Raw genomic sequence first — 21,100 nt, 5'->3', positions numbered from 1 at the left:
GATCAAGATATTATCTAAGCCAATCCCAGCGTTTAGCCCAATCTAAAAGTACATCGGTTCTCCATTTTAAAACCGTTTTACCGCCTTGCCAAATATCATCATAAAGTTCAGGATTTGGTCGATCCGTGTACCAATTCTTACCTAAATTATAGTCTGTTGCATTAGGTTTGCCTGGCCAGAGATTGCTTACTAAAAAAGTTCCGCTCTGGGTTTCAAATCCAGGAACGTTCGAAGTAACTTTATAGCTTAATTTTTCAGTACGTTTTGGGCAATATCTAACGACATAATTCCCATTACCTATATAATATCCTTCCCATTTTTGTTCGCCAATTTCTGCTTGTACAGTCATTGTGATACAAGCTGAATCTTTAGGGATATTAACAATAGGTCCTTTAAAATGAAATTCCAGTATAGAAAATACGGGTACAGTATCTTTCACTGTCGTATTTCTATCAAATACAATTCTAGGGCTATGCGCTATCTTTATATAGCTGCCACCCCAGCTTTCTTTCATTGGATTATTTGGATCTCCATCCATCATATAGAGTAATGATGGCGTGTCACCCATTTTAAGCCTGCCTTCATAACGGTTATTTTTATAGTCTTTACCTAAAAATCCCGTCTCGTTAATATAGTTCTTATAGTAATTTTTTTCGTTTAAATTCTCAGCGACATTATCTGAGAAAAATCCATAATAAGATGAATTAGATTCTATAAACCAAAGATTTGGAAAATTAGCCGCTATGTATGCATAACTATCTGCACTCCATTTTTTATTAGGTCCGCCTATCCAAAACACTTTTATGTTTTTCTGGATCTCGGGTTTATCATGTAATGCTTGTGCCAAATCTTCAAGACCGCCCCAAATTAGAATCCAAAGAGGTCTTTTATCTTTTTTTAAAGCACACTTGATAATCCAGTCCGATCCTTCTGTTGAATCTGCAAAGCCTTTAAAAGGAAAACGACCAAGTTTTCCTTGTTTACTTACTGAACGCAAATATTCTGGGGTTGCTAATCCTTGAATGTGTTTTTGTAGTTTTGGAAGATCTTTCTCGTATAAATTAATAGTCCTTAGTATTTCTTCTTTACTTCCCTCGCCATATGAAGGTGAAGAAATAAGTCCTTCAATATCAAATTTTTCATTATACATTAAGAGATGAATCATCGATTGGTTATCATCTGGGTCTGTACCTCCAATATCTGTACTTACTATAATTCTGGGCTTAACAGGTACTGGCTGTTGTGCCAGAAGTATGGTAGAAACAGCGCAAAATAGAATCGTAAAAATCAGCTTGTTCATATTTTTTTAATTAAGAATTTATTTATGACAAATGCCATCTTGAAAATTAACAGTTGTAACAAGAGTTATTATAGGTATTATCTGTTTTTTTGATTCATTTTATCAATGATTACCGCTAATAAAATAACAAATCCTTTTACGACCTGCTGCCAAAAAGGCGAGACATCCAATAAAACCAATCCATTATTTAAAACTCCAATAATTACTGCGCCAATTACAGTTCCGGCTACGGTACCAATACCTCCTGAAAGTGAAGTTCCTCCAATAACTACTGCCGCGATTGAATCTAATTCGTAACTCATACCGGCGTTAGGTTGTGCTGAATTTAGCCTTGAAGTAACTAAAATGCCGCCTACAGCTGCCATCATTCCAGCGATTCCATAAACAGCTAGTTTGATTCTATTGATGTTAATTCCGGATAAAAAAGCCGCTTTTTCATTTCCGCCAATGGCATATATATATCTTCCAAAGGTTGTTTTCTTAGTTAAAAAAATAACAATGAGAACCATCGTCAGAGAAATCCAAACAGGTACAGGAATTCCCAGAATCCAGCCAGAACCTATAAATTCAAACTCAGAACCTAAATTGGAAATAGGAATTCCTTCTGTATAAAGCATCGTAAATCCACGGGCAATAGTAAGCATGGCTAACGTTGCTACAAAAGGAGGAATGGAGAATTTAGTAATGACCCAGCCGTTAAAAAGTCCTAAAGCCATTCCGATAAGAATCGATACTAAAATTGCGCCTAAGACGGAAAAACCCACAAATAAATCCATAGACTCAAAAGGGATTCCGTTTTTTAATAAACCGGCGCATACTGCTGCGGTGAAACCTAGTACAGAACCGACTGAAAGATCTATTCCAGCCATCAAAACCACTAAGGTCATTCCGACAGAAATACAAACATTGACAGAGATTTGCCTTAGTACATTCCAAAGATTAGCGCTCGTCATAAACTTATCAGATAATAAGCTGATAAACAGACACAATAAAAACAGTGCAATCAGGGATTGCGATTTCTTAATAATAGGGTGGTTTAGTGAGATAGTCATAGTTGTGGTTATTCTGGTAAAGCTGATTTTAATAATTTATCTTCATTAGCTTCATTGGTCAGAAAGGAGGCTTTAATTTTCCCTTCAGCCATTACTAAAATTCGATCCGAAAGGGCTAGTATTTCGGGAATTTCAGAAGAAACTAAAATGATACTCATTTGGTTAGTTGCAAGTTCTTTTATTAGATTATAAATTTCATTTTTGGCATTTATATCTATTCCGCGTGTTGGCTCATCCATCATTAAAATTTGAGGATTGGTCGCGAGCCATTTTGCAAGAACTACTTTTTGTTGATTGCCGCCACTTAAATTTTGGCAGAGCTGCATTTCAGATGGTGTTTTGATACGCAATTTTTCAATATAATCCTTTGAAGATTGCTTGTCTTTTGAAGGATTCAAAATTCCGAAGGTAGGTAAGCTGGTCAGACTTATATTGGATGAAATATCCATTCCTAAAATTAATCCTTCTGTTTTACGATCTTCCGTCACAAAAGCTAATCCATTTTCAATGGCTTCTTTTGGTTTTTTGTGAAATGTATTTTTTTGGTCAATTTCTAAACTATAGTCACTATTTGCAGGATGCATACCAAATAAGGTTTCCAAAAGTTCGGTTCTGCCGGCTCCCATTAAACCGAATATGCCCAGGATTTCGCCTTTTTTTAATTCGAAAGAAATGTCATGCAGGAGTTTTCTTTTCTTATTGCTGGGATGATCAAGATTAAGGTTGTCAACTTTCAGAATAGTGTTTTGAAATTGAGTTTGGGTATTTTTTCTTTCAATAAGCACGTCACGACCTACCATTTTTCGAATTAAATCCTGCTCAGTAGCATTTTTCATTTCTCCCTCATCAATGCTGTTGCCGTCTCGTAAAACAGTATAGTTTTCAGCAATTTTGAACAATTCATCCATTTTATGAGAAATGTAGACAATAGTTTTGCCTTCTTTTTTTAACTCATAAATAATACGATGCAGGTTGTCTATTTCTTTGTCGCTTAAAGCAGAAGTAGGTTCGTCCATCAAAATAACATCAGCATTACAAAGCAGTGCTTTTGCAATTTCGATTAGTTGTTGTTCTCCTACTTTAAGTTGTTGAACCAATGTTTTCGGAGAAACATTCAATTGAATTTTTTCGAAAATGCGTTTGGCTTCCGTTTCCATTTTTGCAGCATCTAAAAGCCCAAGAGGAGTTAAGATTTCTCTTCCCAGAAACAGATTTTCTGTTACGCTCAGTTCAGGAATCAAATTTAATTCCTGATGAATAATAGCTATACCTGCATTTTGTGCCTCTTTTATATTCGAAAATGAAACTGTTTGTCCATTTAGCTGAATTTCGCCGTCGTATTGCGTGTAAACACCTGTCAGAATTTTTAACAAGGTAGATTTTCCTGCGCCATTTTCTCCCAATATGGCATTGACTTTTCCAGGATAAAATTTGAAATTTACCTGATTAAGTGCTTTTACGCCTGGGAATTCTTTTGATATGTTTATTGCTTCTAACAATTTACTGAAGTTTAATTTGTGATGGAATAATTAAAAGGTCAGTAAACAGAGTTTGTTTTTTACTCAATTTAATGGCTCCCGAGAATGAAATGCTATCACCAATTTTCACCTTTTTAATTTCTTTTGGCAGAACTTCATTGCGAACAATATCATTTAAGCTTTCTGAAACTGAGTTAAATTGAGCATTGGTTTTAAAATCAGTTAGTTTAACTAAACCGGAAGCATCTCTTAAAGCATTTCCGAAAATGTATTTGGTGTCAATGAAAATGATACCATTTTTTTCGTCGGCAATGGTGTAAATACCATCTTTTATATCGAGAATTTTGCCGGTGCTTTTAATCATAAAATAAGCTGAATTTCCTATTCCGAGTCGGTTTCCATAATTTTTAAAAGCAGCTTGCTGATCTGATTTTACCGAAGCAATCAGCGTAGTTAAATCGATAGTTTTTTTACTTTTCAAAATGCCTTTATAGTAAATGGAATCGGCATAAGCTTTAAAGTCAAAAGATTCTTTTTGTGCTTTTTTAACATCGCTCAGTTTTTTAAAATAAACTGAATTATATCCTAAAATGGCTATTATAAGGAAGGCTAAAATATAAACATACTTTTTTTTCATCTTTAATAGTCTTTTATGTTTGCTACGTTTATTAATTCGACTTCTACAGGAACTCTTTGAGGAAAAACTCTTCTCCCTTTAAAATATTCATCTGCATATTGGGCAGCTGTTTGAGCCATAACTTTAGGAAATTGCATGCCGGTCGCTGCAATTTTCTTTTCTCTAATTTTTTCAATTACATCGCCAGCGCCATCAAATCCAAAAATTTTGACTTTATATTCCTTTCCTGCTGCTTGCAAGGCTTGAAAAGCGCCCATTGCCATGGCATCATTGCCACAAAAAACAGCATCAATATCAGGATTTGCCTGCATAATAGTTTCTAAAACTTCCATGGCTTTAGTTCGGTCGAAATTTCCGCTTTGTTGTGCTACCATTTTTAGGTTTGGAAATTTATCGACAACCGAATGGAATCCTTTTGATCTTGCCCAGGTGTTGTTGTCACCGACAAGCCCAATGATTTCTACATAATTTCCTTTTTCTTTTAATTCTTTTACAAATTCAATTCCGATAGAAACACAACCTGAGTAGTTATCCGAAAGAATTTGACTTGTTGCCGCATCATCCACATTTACTTCTCTATCCATACAAAAAACCGGAATTCCTGCAGTTTTAGCTTTTAAGATACTGGAAATTGAACCGTCAGAGTCTGTTGGGTTTAAAAGAATGGCATCATATCCAGAAGAAATAAGGTTTTCAAAATTATCCGATTCGATGGCAGGATTATTTTGCGAATCAAATATCTTCGCTTCATAACCTAATTTTCGGGCATTTTCAGCTGCAGATTCTGCCAGCATTACAAACCAGGGATTGTTTAATGTGGAAACCACAACTGCAATTTTTGGTTTTTCAGCTTTCTCTTTTGAAGAGCATCCTAAGATTAAAACCAATGTTAACAGGGCTAAGGTGAGGTGTTTTGTTTTCATGGTTTTATTAGGTTTAAAGCGGTGTTTTTTAACCCTTCTGCTGATAAACCATAATGATTGAAAATTTCTATTTGAGAACCAGAAACGGTATGATCATCCGGCAATCCTATAATTTTAAATTTGTTAAGGCAGCCATTTTGGAATAATAATGAAGCTACTGCTTCGCCTAATCCGCCATTAATAGAGTGTTCCTCTACAGTAATAATGGGTTTATTGTTTGAGGCTGCAGCCAATAGTAATTCTGTATCTAATGGTTTAATAGTGTGTAAACTGATTATTTTACAGGAAATATTATGGTCTTTTTCCAACAGTTTAGCAGCTTCAAGACATGGAAGCACAGCTTCACCGGTAGCAATAAAAGTAAGATCACTTCCTTCCTGAATGATACGTCCTTTTCCAATTTTAAAATCGGTTACATTCGAGTTAAGGTTAGCGGGCATTGTCTTTTTACCAAAACGTAAGTAAATAGGACTTTCCATTTCGGCTGCTTGTTTGATAGCTTCAGCGGTTTCAAAATTGTCTGCAGGAGCCACAATAGTGATATTATTGATGGCTCTAAGTGCTGCAAAATCATGTAAACTATGATGTGTAGTTCCTAAAGCGCCATAACTTACGCCGGCACTAATACCGATTAATTTCACGGCATTATCTGAATATGCTACATCATTTTTAATTTGTTCCAATGCTCGAGCTGTAAGAAAACAGGCAGGAGAAACGGCAAAAGCTTTTTTGCCCATACTAGCCAAACCAGTGGCAACACCTACAAGATTTTGCTCGGCAATACCGACTTCAACAATTTGTTCAGGATATTTTTGTCCAAAGGGCACTAATTTTCCTGAGCCGCGAGAATCGCTCGTCACAACCATAATATCTCTGTCAGTTGCTGCTAACGATTGAAGAACTTCAGAAAAGACTTCGAGGTTAGCGGCATCAATTGTTTTTATTTCTACCATTATTTTAAAACAGTTTCAAGTTCTTGTAATTGTTTGTCTAACTCTTGTATAGCCAAATCATATTGCTCTTTTGAAGGAACGCCATGGTGCCATTTCAATACATTTTCCATGTAACTGATTCCTTTTCCTTTGGTTGTATGTGCTATGATAAAGCTTGGTTTACCACTTTTCAATGGTAAATTATTGAGTACTTGTGAAAGTTCTTCTAAATTATGTCCATCTACATGGGTCACAGCCCAACCAAAAGCTTCCATTTTTTGATCTATAGGCTCCAGTCCCATAACATCAGCGTTTGGGGCAGTAATTTGCAGTTTATTGTAATCTAAAATCGCACAGAGATTATCTAATTTATAGTGTGCAGCAAACATCATGGCTTCCCAATTAGAGCCTTCTGCCATTTCACCGTCACCTAAAATAGTGAAAACCTTTACATCTGAATTGTCTCTTTTTGCAGCCAAAGCAGCTCCTGCACAAATAGGTAAACCGTGACCTAACCCTCCTGTATTTTGCTCGATACCAGGAATAGCTTTGGTAGGATGTCCTATGTAAGGAGAATTATATTGGCAAAGTGTCAATAAATCTTCTTCAGGAAAAAAACCTTTGTCTGCTAAAACCACATATAAAGCTTCAACACAGTGCCCTTTACTTTGAATAAATATATCTCTGGTCTTAGAATTGAAATTCTCAGGAGAAACATTCATTACATTATTGTATAGGACATTCAGTATGTCTAAAATAGACAGACTTCCTCCTGTATGACCTGCTTTGGCATTATAGATGTATTTGAGTATTTTTTTTCTACTCTCAATTGATTTTCGTTTTAATTCGTCAATGTGCATCTTATATTAATTTATCGTTTGTAAAACTTTGCAAATCCATGTGATTAATTCAATTTAGTGTCTGTAAATTTCCCAACCCATGTAATTACCTAAAGCTTCTTCTAAGATGGCAGCAGTTTTTGAAGCATTCATTACTACGTGATGTTCAAATCCGTTTTTACAAATGTATTGCATTAGCCCTTGCAAGTCAGGTATTTGAGCTACAGCTCTATTCCCAAAAGTGTTTAGTGCGTCGTCTGTAAGTTCGCCTTCACCAATATATACTTTAATAATACCTTTAGGATCGTCAGTACTGATTCTACCATAAGTTAGTGGCATTGCGGGTGTTCTTCCGTCTAAAGCACCATAAGTGTTTTCGACTCCAACTGTAGTTCCAAGAATAGGAGCAGTGCTTAACTGAATGTCCGGCAGGAATGATTTAGCCCAGTTTCCACAGTGAAATAAAACACATTTTTCAGGATCATCAGCGTAGTTATTGTTCCAGTCTACCAATGCACTTGGTGATCCTGATGCTAATTGCATGGCATACATACTCAAAGTTCCTGTAACATCAACCTCACAAGCACTTGGAAGCATGTTTTCACTCATGATACTCATACTTGTACATACATTGCAGCCGTAGTTTTGCTGTAATGAAGTCCAGCATTGGATGGCAGTTGCATCCAGAGCATATTCTTCCATGAAATCTTTTAATACCACATCTAATTTGGCAATTTGAAGCATAGCCTCATTTGGTGTTTTGCCTTGAGCGACATAAGCATTAATAGATTCTAAATGTTTTTTTACCGATGCATCCTCAGCTGTCAGTTTATTTGCTTTTCCTAGAATTTCAGACAAATCTACTGTGGTTACGGTAATGCCGTTTCTTTGTAATATTTTTTCAGAATAACGAACGGTATTAAAGGCTCCCGGTCTGGCTCCAATAGCGCCGATTCTTACATTTCGCATTCCTTTTACCACTCTGCAGACAGCAGTAAAATCTAGTAAGTCTTTCTGGAAAACTGGGTCAGAAGGACTCATTACATGCTGACTTGTCAAAGAGTATTTTATTCCATATTGATATAAATTATTGCAAACTGAGATTTTACCGCACCACGAATCACGTCTGTTAACCACATTCATTTTGGTTAACTCATCTGGATAGGCCTGAATAAGAACTGGAACATTTAGATTGGCTAGTTTTAATGTATCGGCAACACCTTTTTCATCCCCAAAATTAGGCAGCAAAACAAGGACACCCATAATTTCGTCTTGGTGTCTTTTGAATAATTCTGCACATTTTTGTGCTTCTTTATACGTTTCTACTCCGCCTAATTTGGTGTCGGTACTGTCTAGTAAAATAGGTTTGATGTTTAATTTTGCTAAAATTTCAATAATTTCAAATCTGGCCTTTTCTACTAAACTGTCTGGAAAAAAATCTCTATTTCCAATAATTACTCCTAATGTTGATGTTGTCATTCTTTGGTTTTGTTTTTTTATGCTATTATTACTTCAATTTCATTGTCTCTAAATACTTGTTTGTGTTTTTCCTCGATGTTATCATCAGTTATTATGTAGTCAATTAAGGATAATGCTCCTAAACTGGCTAATGCGCTTTTCCCTACTTTTGTACTATCGGCTACTAGGTACGTTACTTCTGCAGCTTCAATCATTGCTTTTTTTACAACCAAATCGCTAATACTTGGGTAGGTAAGTCCTGCTTTTAATGAGATTCCTGCCGTGGCTAAAAATAACTTCTGAACATGTAATCCTTTAAAAAAGTCTGCGGCTTTTTGTCCTGTAAGTGATAATGTTGGCGGCTTGAATTCGCCTCCGGTCATAATCACTTCGATATCCGGATCAGCACCTAATAATAAAGCGATGTTTAATGCATTTGTAATTACAGTTAATCGTTTATGACCTTTTAGTTTTTTTGCGATTTCTGTTGTTGTTGAACCTGAATCGAGAATAATGGTATCTCCATTTTCTATGAATTCCAGACATTTCTGCGCAATAGCCGATTTTTGTTCCAAGTTTTCCTGACGTTGCAGCGAAAAACTTCTAACCTGATCCTCTACATTTTTAATGCTTGCTCCTCCATGTTCCTTAAGGATCAATCCTTCGCTTTCTAATTTTTCAAGGTCTTGACGTACCGTAACTTCTGTGACTTTGAATAAGCGAGCTAAATCGTTCACTTTTGCAAAACCATCTTCTTTTAACAGGTCTAATATTTTTTCTCTTCTTTGATTTGCTAACATGTTATTTGTTTTTAATATGTGAATAACAAATATAAACAATTGCAAAACAAATTAAAGTAGATGCAAAACAAATATAAAGCAAATGTAAAACAAAATAAAAGAAAAACAAAACAAAATAAAAGAAAGAAAAAGAAAATTTAAGTTTTTGCTTTTTTAAATAACAAGGTGTTGTGTATTAGTTGTTTGTGTCTATAACTGTGTTGTTGGTTTCTTTTTTAGAATGGAAAAATAATATAAATAGCATTATTTAGTTGTTTGTGTTGGATGTTGCTAATTTCTTTGTTTATTATAATTTATGGTATTCAGAAGAAGAAAACTGTAAGTTTTAAACTGAAAAGATTATAATAAAGTTTGTGAACTTGAATTCTTTGAGTCTTTGTTTTGTTAGCTGTCTATCTTTCTGTAGCTTCTTGTATTGCTTCAGGAAATAGTAATTATTACTATTTGTAAATATTTTTTTGAATGTTTATACTTTGTGTTTGTTTTTAATTTCACCTTCAATAAACTGACGTTGTTAACATTAAAATTACATAACAATAATCCTCTGTTAAGGATTTCTTAAAATCTAAAAATTTACTATAAGTAAATTTATATACATTTTTGCAGTGAAATATTTACTAATATTAATAATTTAACTGAAATGGAAAAAAATAGGTTTTTGATTTATGTAGCTTTTTTATTGGTTTCGCTTACAGCAGCAGGGCAAAAAGGAGCTATTAAAGGTAAAGTGTTTGATGGTGCATTTCCGCTTCCGGGTGCGATTGTACAGTTGAATGGGACTCAAAAAAATACTTCAACAGATTTTGAAGGAAGTTACAATATTACCGGAATTGAAGCCGGAGATTATGAAATCGTAGTTACTTATTTAGGTTACGAAAAAATCAACCAGAAAATTACAATCGGCGCTGGTAAAGTAATGGTTGTTCCAAATATTTTGCTGAAAGCTTCTTCAAATAATCTGGATGAAGTAGTTGTAAAAGATAATTCAAAAAGACTTAGTGAAGCTAAAGCATTAAATATTCAAAAAAATGCAATCAATTTGGTAAATGTTATAGCGGCTGACGGTATCGGAAAACTTCCAGATCGTAATGCAGCAGAAGCGGTACAACGTGTTCCCGGCGTATCTATTGAGCGTGATCAGGGCGAAGGGCGTTATGTGGCCGTGCGAGGACTGCCTGCTGAATGGAGTTCTACTACAATGAATGGAAACCGAATTCCAACTGCGGCCGACGAAGGGGCAAGCAGAGCTACGGCATTTGATTTTTTTCCGACGGAAATGATTGGTTATGTTGAGGTTTCTAAAGCCTTAACACCAGACATAGATGCTGATGCATTAGGCGGAAGCGTGAATTTTATAACAAAAACGGCGCCTTCTAAATTTACTGTAGACGCTAGTATTGGTATGGGATACAATGCAAAATCGGATAAAGGAATTTACAGTGGGTCTGTTTTGGTTGGAGATAAATCTAAGAATGGAAAATTTGGCTATATATTGAATTTTTCGCAATGGAACAGAAATTGGGCTTCTGATAATTTTGAAGCAAGAAGATCTGGAGATGAAGGTGTTTATCGTTTAGAATTAAGAGATTATACTGGTGAAAGACATACAACAGGCTTTAACGGCGGATTTGAATTTAATCCAAACGAAAGAAATAAGTTTTTTGTAAAACTGAATTACGGGAAACTTCTTGATGAAGAAACGCACTTTAAACGTCGTATACGTTTTGATAAATTCAATGCAGCAACAAATACAGGAAGAGTAGAACTTCAAAATATCTACAACGAATTGAACTTTGATTTCTATGGCGGTGAAGTTGGAGGAAAGCATATCGGAAACAAAGGTGTTTTTGATTGGAGTGCAGCGCATTACAGTACAGCGTTTTATTACGGAAATGTTCCTGACGCTCAAAATAACAGTTATTATTCTGTGTTTTTTAAACAAGACGGAGTAGGTTTAAATCCTGCTTATCTTCAGGATAGAGGAAACGGTCCTAGAGCTTATTGGGATTCTGATGGAGGATATATGAATACGGGTAATATGTTTGGTTATTTATCAAATCCTAATTTTCAGGATAGTCCTAATTTGATGAAATTTAGCACGTTGGAACTTTATAAAGTAGCTGTAAAAGAAAGAGATAATATTGTAGCATCGGCGAATTATGAATTTGATGCGAATGAAAATCTTAACTTAAAGTTTGGTGCTAAATTTAGAGATAAAGACAGAATTGCCACTTTTGCAGATGAGTTTTACAATTGGAGCGGAGCGGCAGCATTGCCAACTTTGGCAAGTTATGGACAATACAATATTATGCAGCCCAAAGGAACGGAATACCTGAAAGAGCTTCATACTAATATCGGAAATAGTTTTGGACCAGTACTTTCTCCAACTGGTATGAATCAGTTTTACAATGATAATTTTAATAACGGTAATTTGAAATTGTCTGAAAGCGATTCTGAAATTCTTGCCAATGGCGGCGGATTAGGGCGTAACTTCAATGTTGATGAAACGCATACCTCTGTATACGGAATGGCGACGTATAAAATAAATAGTAAGCTTACCTTTTTGGGAGGTTTGAGAGCAACCAATACCAATACAAAAGTGAGCGGTTATCAATATGATGTAACACCTGAAAATCCTGATGGATTACTTTCTAAAGTTACAAAAACAAAAAACTATCTATCGCTTTTGCCAATGCTTCACTTAAAATATTCTCCTGAAGAAAATACAAATCTAAGATTGGCGGCAACGAGAACTTTTACAAGACCTGATTTTGGTTATTTAGCGCCAGGTGGTACTTATTTGGCTGCTGATAATGAATATGACGGAGGTAATCCGGATGTGAATCCTACATATTCGTATAATTTTGATTTGATGGGAGAACATTATTTTGGAAAACTTGATGTTGTTTCTGCTGGAGTGTTTTACAAAACGATTACCGATCCTATTTTTATGGATACCAAACAAGGCGATATCAACGGACATACAGGAGTAGAAATCTCACAACCAATGAATGGTGATAATGCATGGCTTTTTGGTGCTGAAATTAGTGGAAATAAAAAGTTTGATTTTCTTCCAGGATTCCTGAATGGTTTTGGTGTTCAAGCTAACTATACTTTCACTAAGTCGCAAATGACAATTCCAGGTCGCGCAGGAAAAACCAGTTTACCTAGACAAGGTGATCATTTAGCAAATGCGCAGTTGTATTATGAAAAAGGAAGAATAAATGTTAGAGCAGCTTATAACTTTAAGTCAAAATATATTACTGAACATGGTACAAGTGGTTTAGATAGAGATGATGTTTATTATGGTGCTTATTCTGCATTAGACGCTACATTTTCATTCAAATTAACGAAGCATTTTACAATTTTTGCCGAAGCAAACAATCTTCTTAATGATAAATTAGAATATTATTATGGAGATGACAGCCGACCAAAACAAGTAGAACTTTACGGAATCAGAGGGCAAATGGGGGTTAAATGGAGCCTATAGAATAAAATTTTGTTTGATGTTTTTTTTTATTGGAAGAGTCGGTTTTATGCCGGCTTTTCCTTTTTTTTAGGAGATTAGTTATTTTGTAATACTGAAATTTTTATTCGATCTGAAATATGGAATTTTACTATTTGTAATTTTTTGATTGATTTGATGTTTTCATTTAGAAACTTTAAAAATACACTTCATAGAAAATTTACATTTGACTTAATTGTTAATTGAAGGAAAAATAGCTTTTTAAATATTTAATATATTGATTTATATAGTGTTGGTGTTTTTTATTGTTCTTTTTATTGCATTTTTATTGTAAAATAAATTTTACTATTTGTAAAATAATTAATAATATGTTTACTTTTGCTTAATATTAGTCTTTGTTTTGAACGCTACTTTTGTATTTGTAAAAACAGATTAATTATGCTTAAGAAGGTAAATAAGTTTACAAATGGTAAAAAAACATCGACGATGTTAATTATTCTAGCGGTCTTTTTGTGTTACACAGGAATGTATGCTATACGAAAGTCGTTTCTAGCAGGCCAATATGTGGATCTTTCTCTAGGTTTTGGACTAAACGCAAAGATCACTTTAGTGATCAGTCAGGTTTTGGGTTATATGGTTTCAAAATTCATCGGAATCAAGGTGATTTCTGAAATGAAGAAAGAAAAAAGAGCGATTTGGCTGGTGTGTTTTATAACTTTCAGTTTGGCAATGTTGGGGTTATTTGCAATCGTACCCCCTAAGTTAAAAGTATTGGCATTGTTCTTTAACGGATTGCCTTTAGGGATGGTTTTCGGAATTGTATTCTCCTACATTGAAGGTAGAAAAAACACTGAGTTGTTGGCTGCAGCGCTTAGTGCTACTTTTATATTTTCGACCGGACTTGTGAAAACGGCTGGTTTGCTTTTAATGCGTGATTTTAATGTAAGCGAATATAATATGCCCTTTTTTACAGGATTGCTTTTTTTTCCGCTTTTTCTGCTTTCTGTTATCGTTCTTAATTATTCGAAAGCACCAAGCGAAAGTGATATAAAAGAACGTTCCGAAAGGCAGCCAATGTATAAAAAAGAAAGAAAAGATTTTTTAAGAAAAAATTGGATAGGGTATTTTGGTTTAGTTGCGATTTATGTTTTGCTGACCATTGTAAGAGATTTTAGAGATAATTTTATTGTTGAGTTTTGGGCAGATCAAGGTTATTCGGGCACACCAAAAATTATCACACTAACAGAAATTCCTGTTGCGATAACCGTTTTATTAATTGCCGCTGCAGGAACATTAGTACGTAAAAATAAATTGGCTTATAACATCGGGATGAGTCTTACGATATTGGGTTCAGTAATGGTTTTGATTTCGACGGTTTTGTTTAATAATCATTTAATGTCTCCGGTTTGCTGGATGATTATTAGCGGTATCGGGGTTTATTTGCCTTATATTTTATTTCATTGCCTGATTTTTGAGCGACTTGTGGCTTTGTTAAGTTTTAAAGGAAATGTTGGTTTTCTGTTTTATATAGCCGATGCTTTTGGTTATTTGGGAAGTGTTATGGTACTTGTCTTAAAAGAAATTACAGGTTTTAATAAGAGCTGGACTCAGTTTTTCGTATCGTTAAATATTACGTCGGCTATAATGATCGGAATGATTACACTGTTTTCTATGTGGTATTTCAATCGACGTTTTTTACAGAGGAAACAAAAATCAGCAGCAATGCTTTGTTCTTAAATTTTTATAATTAATTAAAAATGAATACTAAATACGATTTAATTGTTATTGGTGGCGGAGTTTTAGGTACTTTTCATGCTTACCATGCTTTACAAAAAGGTTTAAAAGTTGCTATAATAGAAAAAGACAAACTGCCGGTAAGTGCTACAGTACGTAATTTTGGTCAGGTAGTGCCGTCCGGAATGGATACAAAATGGCAAAATTATGGACGAGAGAGTCTAAAAATTTATAATGATATTCAAAGCCAGTTTGATATTTCGATTCGGAAAAACGGCTCAGTATATTTAGCTTCAAATGACGAAGAAGTGCAGCTTATTGAAGAATTGAGCATCATAAATAAAAATAATGGCTACGAGTCGCTATTGCTGACAAAAGAGCAATGTCTTGAAAAATATCCAGGCTTGCGAAATGGCTATGTAAAAGCAGGACTTTTTTTTCCTGAAGAAGTTACAGTCGAGCCAAGAATAATGATAAACCGTTTATTGGAGTTTCTAATAAAAAATAAAGGTTTAGTGTATTTTGGAAATACAAAAGTAGTGCGTTGTGATTCGCTTTCAAATGAAGTTGCAGTTCTAACCGCTAACGGAGAAATCCATAAAACGTCAAAAGTAATATTGTGCTGCGGTTCAGAGTTCAAAACATTATATCCGGATGTATTTGCAAAAAGTGATCTTGAAGTGACAAAATTGCAAATGCTTCAAACAAAGCCGCAACCTAATTATCAATTAAACGGTTCGGTATTAACAGGACTTTCTATTCGTCGTTATGAGGCTTTTTATGAATGTCCTTCTTTTGACGGAATTAAAGCAAAAGAAGCATTAGATAGTTTTGAGAAAGAATGGGGTGTTCATATTTTGTTTAAACAAGCAACAGACGGATCTGTTATTATTGGAGATTCGCATGAATATGCTGATGCAGCCAATATCGACGACCTCGGATTTGATTTACGAATGGATGTCGACGAATTTATGATTGCTGAAGCAAAAAAAATATTCAACCTGCCAACTTACGAAATACAAAACCGTTGGTATGGTATGTATTCTCAGTGCAAAGAGAATGATATTTTTGAATATACTGTAGAAAACAACATTCATATAATAACAGGAATTGGAGGAAAAGGCATGACAGGAAGTGCAGGATTTTCTAAAGAAAACATTAAGAACATATTTAATTTAAAATAGATGATAGATATTAAACTAGTAGTTTTTGATATGGCAGGAACTACCGTAAATGAGAATAATCTTGTATATAAAACCGTTCAAAAAGTGATTAATCAGGAAGGATTTTCGGTTTCGCTTGATGAGGTTTTACTTTATGGCGCTGGTAAGGAAAAGCATACGGCCATAACCGATGTTTTAACTGCCTGTACTACAAATGTTGATATAAAAACGATTGCTGATAAAGCTTTTGATAATTTTAAAGTTGCTTTGGAAACGGCTTATGATGAAGCTCAGATTTCTACTTTTAACGGAATGGAAGCTTTTTTTGATTCTTTAAGGAAACATGATATTAAAATTGCGCTGAACACAGGATATGATTCTAAAACAGCCAATAAATTATTGCAGAAATTAAATTGGAAAGTAGGCCATCAGATAGATGCATTGATTACATCTGATGATGTTGTAAACGGAAGGCCAAATCCAGATATGATTCAAATGGCAATGGCTAAGTTTGGGATCACAAATCCTGCTCAGGTTTTAAAAGCAGGGGATTCGGAAATTGATATTATGGAGGGAAAAAATTCCGGATGCGCAATAACAGTTGGTGTTCTTAGCGGAGCGCAGAATAAAGAACAGCTAGAAATAGCTAATCCCGATTATATTTTGAATGATGTAACAGAGCTTGAAGGTATTTTATTTCAATAAGAAGTTATGGCTCAGTAAACCCGTCTGTAAAGGGCGGGTTTATTCATTTTTAGCCAGAAAGAAATAAAGTACCAGCATTTTTGAAGGAATATTTCCTTTGTTTACTGGAACGTGCGGAATTCTTCCGTCAAAAAAAATAGAATCTCCTTCTTTAAGTAAAACTTCTTCTTCGCCAATAATATACCAGCATTCACCACTTAAAATATATTTAAATTCGTAAGCATCGGTTTCCACTTTTCCGCGTTGCGAACCCGGTTGTACTTCAAGTAAAACTGCTTCAAAAGCTACAGAAGATAATTGTTTGCCAAAAATAGAAAGGTATGAGAACCCTTTGGCTTCATCTTCTTTTTCAATTACGGCGTTGTCTTCTTTTCTGGAAATTATAAAATTGCTTTTATCAGATTTTGGAAGACCGTTAAAAAAATCCGATACCTCAATTCCGAGTGCTTGTATAATGTGTAAAAGAACCGGAAGCGATGGTATAGTTCTACCATTTTCAATGCGTGAAATAAGGCCGTTACTTACATCTGCATTTGTGGCAACTGTATTAATAGTAAGGCTGTTTTTTTTGCGAATTTCTTTAATTCTTTTTCCTAAGCCAATAAGATAATCTTCCATAAAATATGTGATAAACAATGTAATCGTAAAAGTCTTAAAATAACTTTACAATTCAAAATGATTATTTGGGTTAGGTTCATAATAAACAGGGATTGGTAAATCGTGGGAAATTAGTTGTCAAAGAAGCAAATAATAAGTATTCTAGCTTTATTTTTTACAATACGCAGCTTTATGCTTCAATTCTAAAAATTCCAAATACGCTGGGTCTTTTATGATCTTTCGTGTATTTTGTTTTTACCAAGATTTTGAACGGTTTTAAGAAAAATGAAAAACAGTACAAAAGAATAAAATCTGCGAATTCTAGTGTTTACAAATCTTGCTGTCTTAAATAAATTTAAAGTTTATGTATAAAAAAAAAGCCCTAATTTTCATTAGGACTTTTTTGGTGGGGAGAGCAGGATTCGAACTTAATCGTTTAAATCCCTGCCTATACTGCATTTTTTATTTTGTTAAACCCTTGTTGCTATAAAAAAAAGTGATTAATTCCTTGTTTTTTAGTTGTTTAGTTTGTGTTTTACTGCTGTGCTTCTTTTGTGGTATAAGTGTAAGATTTTATTTGTATAATTGATTAGTTTGTTCTGTTTTTTATTTGTGTTCTATTTCAAAATAATCGAGAACTGATTTGTAATTGGAAAGAGTTTAAAACATAATGCTTATCTAATTGCTGAAAATTTTATAATTGGCTATAACTTGTTTACGCAGAATAAAATTTTAAATTTACTTTTTTGAAAGATTTGGTTTCTGTCCCACCTGTTACAATAAAAAATATAGTTTTAACCGATTAATAAAAATATTAAAATGAAAAAAGTTATAATTTCATTAGTTGTTTTCTTTGCAATACAAGCCATACAGGCACAGAAAAGTTTTAAGTCCCTTTTTGACGGTAAAACGACAAAGGGCTGGCATGCTTACGGTGAAAAATCTGCAGGAAAAGCATGGAAAGCAGAAGATGGCATATTACATTTTGATCCCACAGAAGCAAAAGATGGACAAGGAGGAGATTTAGTAACAGATGCTGAATTTAGAGATTTTCATTTAAAATTGGATTGGAAAATAGCTCAGGATGGGAACAGCGGTATAATTTTTTATGTAAATGAGAATCTTGCAAAATACCAAAATACTTATAGTACTGGATTGGAGATGCAAATTTTGGACAATGCAGGTCATCCAGACGGAAAAATTCTTAAGCATCGAGCAGGAGATTTATATGATTTAATTCAAAGTAAATCAGAACCTGTAAAACCAGCAGGAGAATGGAATACTGCTGAAATTATCAGCAGGAAAGGTAAATTAAGCCTTATTCTTAATGGAGTTAAAGTAGTAGAAACTGTTCTTTGGGGTGATAATTTCAAAAAAAATGTAGCGGGAAGCAAATTTGCAGATTGGCTGGATTTTGGAACATTCAAAAAAGGAAAAATTGCTTTGCAGGATCATGGAAACGATGTCTGGTTTCGCAACATTGTGATTAAAGAATTAGATTAGTGATATGTCAATGGTCTTTCAGTAAAATTTTTGCTTCCTAGATAAAAAAGTTTAAAATTACTAATCTATATAATGATTCAATATTTTGTAACGAAAAATTCTTTCCATGTTTTGAGCTGAGGTTTTACTTAAATTTAATTTTAACCTCTATTTTACTATTATGCTCAAACAGTTTTTGTGGGTAGAGTAAAGTTGCTGCTAAAAAGACCAGATAGTGAATGTAAAGAGGGGAATTTAGTTGTGGCAGAAAAAGGATTCCATTCTCTTCTTAATTTCGATTTAGATGACAGTAGAGTTACTACTAATCTGCCATAGCTTTTTGTGATAAAATTCTAGGGAACTCTACATGGATTTTTGCCGTGATTTTGCCACAGAGATTTTGAGCAGTTTAAAAAAAAATAAAAACAGTATAAAAGAATAAAATCTACGAATCTTAGTATTTGCAAATCTTGCGGTCTTAAATAAGTTTAAAGTTTATGTATAAAAAAAGTCCTAATTTTCATTAGGACTTTTTTAGTGGGGAGAGCAGGATTCGAACCTTAGGCTTGAAACCGCTGTATATGCCACTTTTATTTATGTCTTGAACCTTTGTGCACCGATTCTGCACCAAATTCAAATTTTTATTATTTCAATATTAAATCATGCACAAAAATTTTGTAGACTAACGGACTAATATGCAGTAATATTAATCTTTTTTCTAATACAAATATAGTAAAATACCGAGTATTTTCAGTTAAGAATTAAAAGTTCAGTCATATAGATACAAAAAGATATCTATTCCAAATGCAATGTGGAACAATTTTTCCATAAAACTCAGAACACTATTTTATACTACCTCCTAATATTTACAATGTTTAGAACAAATTCTCTGTAACATTGTCAGTAAGGAATTTTTTGATTTTAAAAATAAATTTTGCTAAAGTTAAATAGGTTACAAAGTATCTTCTTTTTCTTTTAGAAAATTTCTCACTGCTACATCTGCCATATTAGCTAGAAATTTCAAAATATCTGTTGCTTCTTCCAAAGTAACATTCAATCCTTCATCTTTCAGCATTTTTTGAGCTTTTAAAGGTGTAATTTTTCCTTTATATTCATATTTTTCATATTCCATAACCAAAATATTATTATGATAAATATAATGAAATTTATGTAATTATTTGTGTTGCAATGGCTTATGTTTTATTGATGTTTCTCATAGTCGAAATTTGTTCATGATAATCTATTTGACCATTATAAATTATTCAATTTAGCAGCATTTTTTATCCTGTTGAATTGGAGGACACGGTACACTTCCAAAACTACAATATACACAACAGTCTCCCTGATTTGGTCTAAGTGTTTGTTTGCAGTTTTCACATTCGTAGAAGAATTGGCATGCATCGGTCGGCATTGTTTCTTCTTTGCTGTGGGAGCAAAGAGGGCAGGTTATTGTAGATTGTAGAACGATTTTCATTTTAATTTTTTGCTAGTAACTGTATAGCCTGTTGAATTAATTGCTTTTTCAATTTCTGAAATAGTGGTTTTAGAATTATCAAATTCTACAACAGCATTACCATTGGTATAATTTGCATCTGAATTTATTATTCCTGCCAATTTGTTTACTTCATGATTTACATGTTTTTCGCAGCTGGCACAAGTCATTCCGCTGATTGCAAATTCCGCTTTTTGACTGCTGGACTTTTTTGCGACCGAGATTTTCTTTTCTGTATTTGGATAAAAAATGTTTGAATAGTAAGGAAACGAAAGCATGAGGGATGCAAATACTGTAATAATTCCTAAAAACATTTTTGAATTAACAAATTTCGGCTTTTCTTCTATATCGCAGTTACAGTCTATCGGCTTTTTAGTTTTCAGCTTTTGATACCACGCAAAACCAATAATTAAAACAGTCAGGCCGATGAAATAAGGCCTCATTGGTTCAAGCCATGAAAAAGCAGATGCAATCCCGCTTGTTCCGGCAACTAATGCTAATATGGGAGTAATGCAGCACAATGAAGCAGCTATTGCCGTCAAAAATCCAGCTCCGATCATTTTATTCTCTGTTTTCATATTTTTTCTAAAATTTCATTTTGGGTTAAAATTTCGAAAAAAGGTTTCAGCATTTTTTCATATTCCTTTGTCAATGAATAGAAAATGGTCTGCGATTCCCGTTTGGTTTCAATAAGTTTTCTGTCTTTTAGTTTTCGCAAGTGCTGTGAAATTGCAGAAATACCCATATCAAGAATATCACTTATGTCACATACACAGAGCTGTTTTTCTTCATAAAGTAAAAAGAGAATTCTTAATCTCACATTGTTGCCAGCCAATTCAAGCCCACTTGATAAATAGTCAAATGAGGTATTAAGTTCTGATACTCTGTCTTTACAGCGGATTATTTGCTTTATATCTGCCTGTTGTCGTATACAAGTTATTTCTTCCATAATGCAAATATATATCATTTGCTTATTTAAGCAAGTGCTAAAATATAAAACATTTGAATTTAATTTATGAATGATTGCAAATTCCGGTTATAT

The 21,100-nt window shown here is 33.8% G+C and carries 19 protein-coding genes; 5 read left to right on the top strand and 14 right to left on the bottom strand.

Annotated elements, in window-relative coordinates:
• Positions 1 to 10: 10 nt before the first annotated feature.
• From B0A75_RS20250 to B0A75_RS20210, 9 genes are all read right to left on the bottom strand, one after another.
• Complete coding sequence (locus B0A75_RS20250) at positions 11 to 1,300, bottom strand: nucleoside hydrolase-like domain-containing protein (RefSeq protein WP_089056076.1); 1,290 nt, start codon at positions 1,298 to 1,300, stop codon at positions 11 to 13.
• Positions 1,301 to 1,377: 77 nt separating this feature from the next.
• Positions 1,378 to 2,352 (bottom strand): ABC transporter permease, encoded by a 975-nt coding sequence (locus B0A75_RS20245; protein WP_089056075.1) that lies wholly within the window; start codon positions 2,350 to 2,352, stop codon positions 1,378 to 1,380.
• Positions 2,353 to 2,360: 8 nt separating this feature from the next.
• Positions 2,361 to 3,851 carry a sugar ABC transporter ATP-binding protein gene (locus B0A75_RS20240; protein ID WP_089056074.1) on the bottom strand — a complete coding sequence of 497 codons (1,491 nt, stop codon included), beginning with the start codon at positions 3,849 to 3,851 and terminating at the stop codon, positions 2,361 to 2,363.
• 1 nt (position 3,852) lies between these two features.
• Positions 3,853 to 4,467, bottom strand: coding sequence for a DUF2291 domain-containing protein (locus B0A75_RS20235; RefSeq protein WP_089056073.1), 615 nt, complete (start codon positions 4,465 to 4,467; stop codon positions 3,853 to 3,855).
• A 2-nt stretch (positions 4,468 to 4,469) separates the two neighbouring features.
• Positions 4,470 to 5,390, bottom strand: coding sequence for a D-ribose ABC transporter substrate-binding protein (locus B0A75_RS20230; protein WP_089056072.1), 921 nt, complete (start codon positions 5,388 to 5,390; stop codon positions 4,470 to 4,472).
• Positions 5,387 to 6,343, bottom strand: a complete 957-nt coding sequence (locus B0A75_RS20225; RefSeq protein WP_089056071.1) for a transketolase family protein — start codon at positions 6,341 to 6,343, stop codon at positions 5,387 to 5,389. The genes B0A75_RS20230 and B0A75_RS20225 overlap by 4 nt, the downstream gene beginning before the upstream one ends.
• Positions 6,343 to 7,182, bottom strand: coding sequence for a transketolase (locus B0A75_RS20220; RefSeq protein ID WP_089056070.1), 840 nt, complete (start codon positions 7,180 to 7,182; stop codon positions 6,343 to 6,345). Before B0A75_RS20220 ends, B0A75_RS20225 begins: the two co-directional genes overlap by 1 nt.
• Positions 7,183 to 7,236: 54 nt before the next feature.
• On the bottom strand, positions 7,237 to 8,640 hold the full coding sequence (locus B0A75_RS20215) for an L-fucose/L-arabinose isomerase family protein (RefSeq protein WP_089056069.1): 1,404 nt from the start codon (positions 8,638 to 8,640) through the stop codon (positions 7,237 to 7,239).
• Between the two features lie 17 nt (positions 8,641 to 8,657).
• Positions 8,658 to 9,419: a DeoR/GlpR family DNA-binding transcription regulator gene (locus tag B0A75_RS20210; RefSeq protein ID WP_089056068.1), complete on the bottom strand. Its 762-nt coding sequence runs from the start codon at positions 9,417 to 9,419 to the stop codon at positions 8,658 to 8,660.
• A 640-nt stretch (positions 9,420 to 10,059) separates the two neighbouring features.
• On the opposite strand from B0A75_RS20210, the gene B0A75_RS20205 reads away from it, so the two are divergent.
• The 4 genes from B0A75_RS20205 to B0A75_RS20190 all read left to right on the top strand — a co-directional run bounded on the left by B0A75_RS20205 (position 10,060) and on the right by B0A75_RS20190 (position 16,487).
• A complete protein-coding gene (locus B0A75_RS20205) occupies positions 10,060 to 12,909 on the top strand; it encodes a TonB-dependent receptor (protein WP_089056067.1) in 2,850 nt (949 codons plus the stop codon).
• Positions 12,910 to 13,323: 414 nt separating this feature from the next.
• A complete protein-coding gene (locus tag B0A75_RS20200; protein ID WP_208861291.1) occupies positions 13,324 to 14,622 on the top strand; it encodes a DUF5690 family protein in 1,299 nt (432 codons plus the stop codon).
• Positions 14,623 to 14,642: 20 nt separating this feature from the next.
• Positions 14,643 to 15,803, top strand: a complete 1,161-nt coding sequence (locus tag B0A75_RS20195; RefSeq protein ID WP_089056066.1) for a TIGR03364 family FAD-dependent oxidoreductase — start codon at positions 14,643 to 14,645, stop codon at positions 15,801 to 15,803.
• Positions 15,804 to 16,487, top strand: coding sequence for a phosphonatase-like hydrolase (locus B0A75_RS20190; RefSeq protein ID WP_089056065.1), 684 nt, complete (start codon positions 15,804 to 15,806; stop codon positions 16,485 to 16,487).
• Positions 16,488 to 16,526: 39 nt separating this feature from the next.
• On the opposite strand, the gene B0A75_RS20185 is transcribed toward B0A75_RS20190, so the two are convergent.
• Positions 16,527 to 17,105, bottom strand: a complete 579-nt coding sequence (locus tag B0A75_RS20185; RefSeq protein ID WP_089056064.1) for a helix-turn-helix domain-containing protein — start codon at positions 17,103 to 17,105, stop codon at positions 16,527 to 16,529.
• Between the two features lie 798 nt (positions 17,106 to 17,903).
• On the opposite strand from B0A75_RS20185, the gene B0A75_RS20180 reads away from it, so the two are divergent.
• Positions 17,904 to 18,587 (top strand): 3-keto-disaccharide hydrolase, encoded by a 684-nt coding sequence (locus tag B0A75_RS20180; protein ID WP_089056063.1) that lies wholly within the window; start codon positions 17,904 to 17,906, stop codon positions 18,585 to 18,587.
• Between the two features lie 931 nt (positions 18,588 to 19,518).
• Here B0A75_RS20180 and B0A75_RS20175 read toward each other — a convergent pair.
• The 4 genes from B0A75_RS20175 to B0A75_RS20160 form a co-directional block, all read right to left on the bottom strand.
• A complete protein-coding gene (locus tag B0A75_RS20175) occupies positions 19,519 to 19,698 on the bottom strand; it encodes a hypothetical protein (protein WP_089056062.1) in 180 nt (59 codons plus the stop codon).
• A gap of 135 nt (positions 19,699 to 19,833) precedes the next feature.
• Positions 19,834 to 20,040 (bottom strand): GDCCVxC domain-containing (seleno)protein, encoded by a 207-nt coding sequence (locus B0A75_RS20780; RefSeq protein WP_084607883.1) that lies wholly within the window; start codon positions 20,038 to 20,040, stop codon positions 19,834 to 19,836.
• Positions 20,037 to 20,636, bottom strand: a complete 600-nt coding sequence (gene merTP / locus B0A75_RS20165) for a mercuric transport protein MerTP (RefSeq protein ID WP_041515696.1) — start codon at positions 20,634 to 20,636, stop codon at positions 20,037 to 20,039. The genes B0A75_RS20780 and merTP overlap by 4 nt, the downstream gene beginning before the upstream one ends.
• Positions 20,633 to 21,007, bottom strand: a complete 375-nt coding sequence (locus B0A75_RS20160) for an ArsR/SmtB family transcription factor (RefSeq protein WP_041515697.1) — start codon at positions 21,005 to 21,007, stop codon at positions 20,633 to 20,635. Before B0A75_RS20160 ends, merTP begins: the two co-directional genes overlap by 4 nt.
• Between the last annotated feature and the right edge of the window lie 93 nt (positions 21,008 to 21,100).

Origin of the sequence: Flavobacterium oncorhynchi (assembly GCF_002217355.1) — a bacterium.
GTDB classification, from domain to species: domain Bacteria; phylum Bacteroidota; class Bacteroidia; order Flavobacteriales; family Flavobacteriaceae; genus Flavobacterium; species Flavobacterium oncorhynchi.
Note: the sequence above shows the minus strand (reverse complement) of the source record. Positions and strands in the feature narration are given on the sequence as shown.

Bases quoted from the DNA above. Each gene is read 5' to 3' on its own strand.
- B0A75_RS20225 (WP_089056071.1), bottom strand. From the start codon at position 6,343: ATGGTAGAAATAAAAACAATTGATGCCGCTAACCTCGAAGTCTTTTCT.
- B0A75_RS20185 (WP_089056064.1), bottom strand. From the start codon at position 17,105: ATGGAAGATTATCTTATTGGCTTAGGAAAAAGAATTAAAGAAATTCGC.
- B0A75_RS20250 (WP_089056076.1), bottom strand. From the start codon at position 1,300: ATGAACAAGCTGATTTTTACGATTCTATTTTGCGCTGTTTCTACCATA.
- B0A75_RS20220 (WP_089056070.1), bottom strand. From the start codon at position 7,182: ATGCACATTGACGAATTAAAACGAAAATCAATTGAGAGTAGAAAAAAA.
- B0A75_RS20180 (WP_089056063.1), top strand. From the start codon at position 17,904: ATGAAAAAAGTTATAATTTCATTAGTTGTTTTCTTTGCAATACAAGCC.
- B0A75_RS20245 (WP_089056075.1), bottom strand. From the start codon at position 2,352: ATGACTATCTCACTAAACCACCCTATTATTAAGAAATCGCAATCCCTG.
- B0A75_RS20160 (WP_041515697.1), bottom strand. From the start codon at position 21,007: ATGGAAGAAATAACTTGTATACGACAACAGGCAGATATAAAGCAAATA.
- B0A75_RS20200 (WP_208861291.1), top strand. From the start codon at position 13,324: ATGCTTAAGAAGGTAAATAAGTTTACAAATGGTAAAAAAACATCGACG.
- B0A75_RS20235 (WP_089056073.1), bottom strand. From the start codon at position 4,467: ATGAAAAAAAAGTATGTTTATATTTTAGCCTTCCTTATAATAGCCATT.
- B0A75_RS20215 (WP_089056069.1), bottom strand. From the start codon at position 8,640: ATGACAACATCAACATTAGGAGTAATTATTGGAAATAGAGATTTTTTT.
- B0A75_RS20230 (WP_089056072.1), bottom strand. From the start codon at position 5,390: ATGAAAACAAAACACCTCACCTTAGCCCTGTTAACATTGGTTTTAATC.
- B0A75_RS20205 (WP_089056067.1), top strand. From the start codon at position 10,060: ATGGAAAAAAATAGGTTTTTGATTTATGTAGCTTTTTTATTGGTTTCG.
- B0A75_RS20780 (WP_084607883.1), bottom strand. From the start codon at position 20,040: ATGAAAATCGTTCTACAATCTACAATAACCTGCCCTCTTTGCTCCCAC.
- B0A75_RS20175 (WP_089056062.1), bottom strand. From the start codon at position 19,698: ATGGAATATGAAAAATATGAATATAAAGGAAAAATTACACCTTTAAAA.
- B0A75_RS20210 (WP_089056068.1), bottom strand. From the start codon at position 9,419: ATGTTAGCAAATCAAAGAAGAGAAAAAATATTAGACCTGTTAAAAGAA.
- merTP (WP_041515696.1), bottom strand. From the start codon at position 20,636: ATGAAAACAGAGAATAAAATGATCGGAGCTGGATTTTTGACGGCAATA.
- B0A75_RS20195 (WP_089056066.1), top strand. From the start codon at position 14,643: ATGAATACTAAATACGATTTAATTGTTATTGGTGGCGGAGTTTTAGGT.
- B0A75_RS20190 (WP_089056065.1), top strand. From the start codon at position 15,804: ATGATAGATATTAAACTAGTAGTTTTTGATATGGCAGGAACTACCGTA.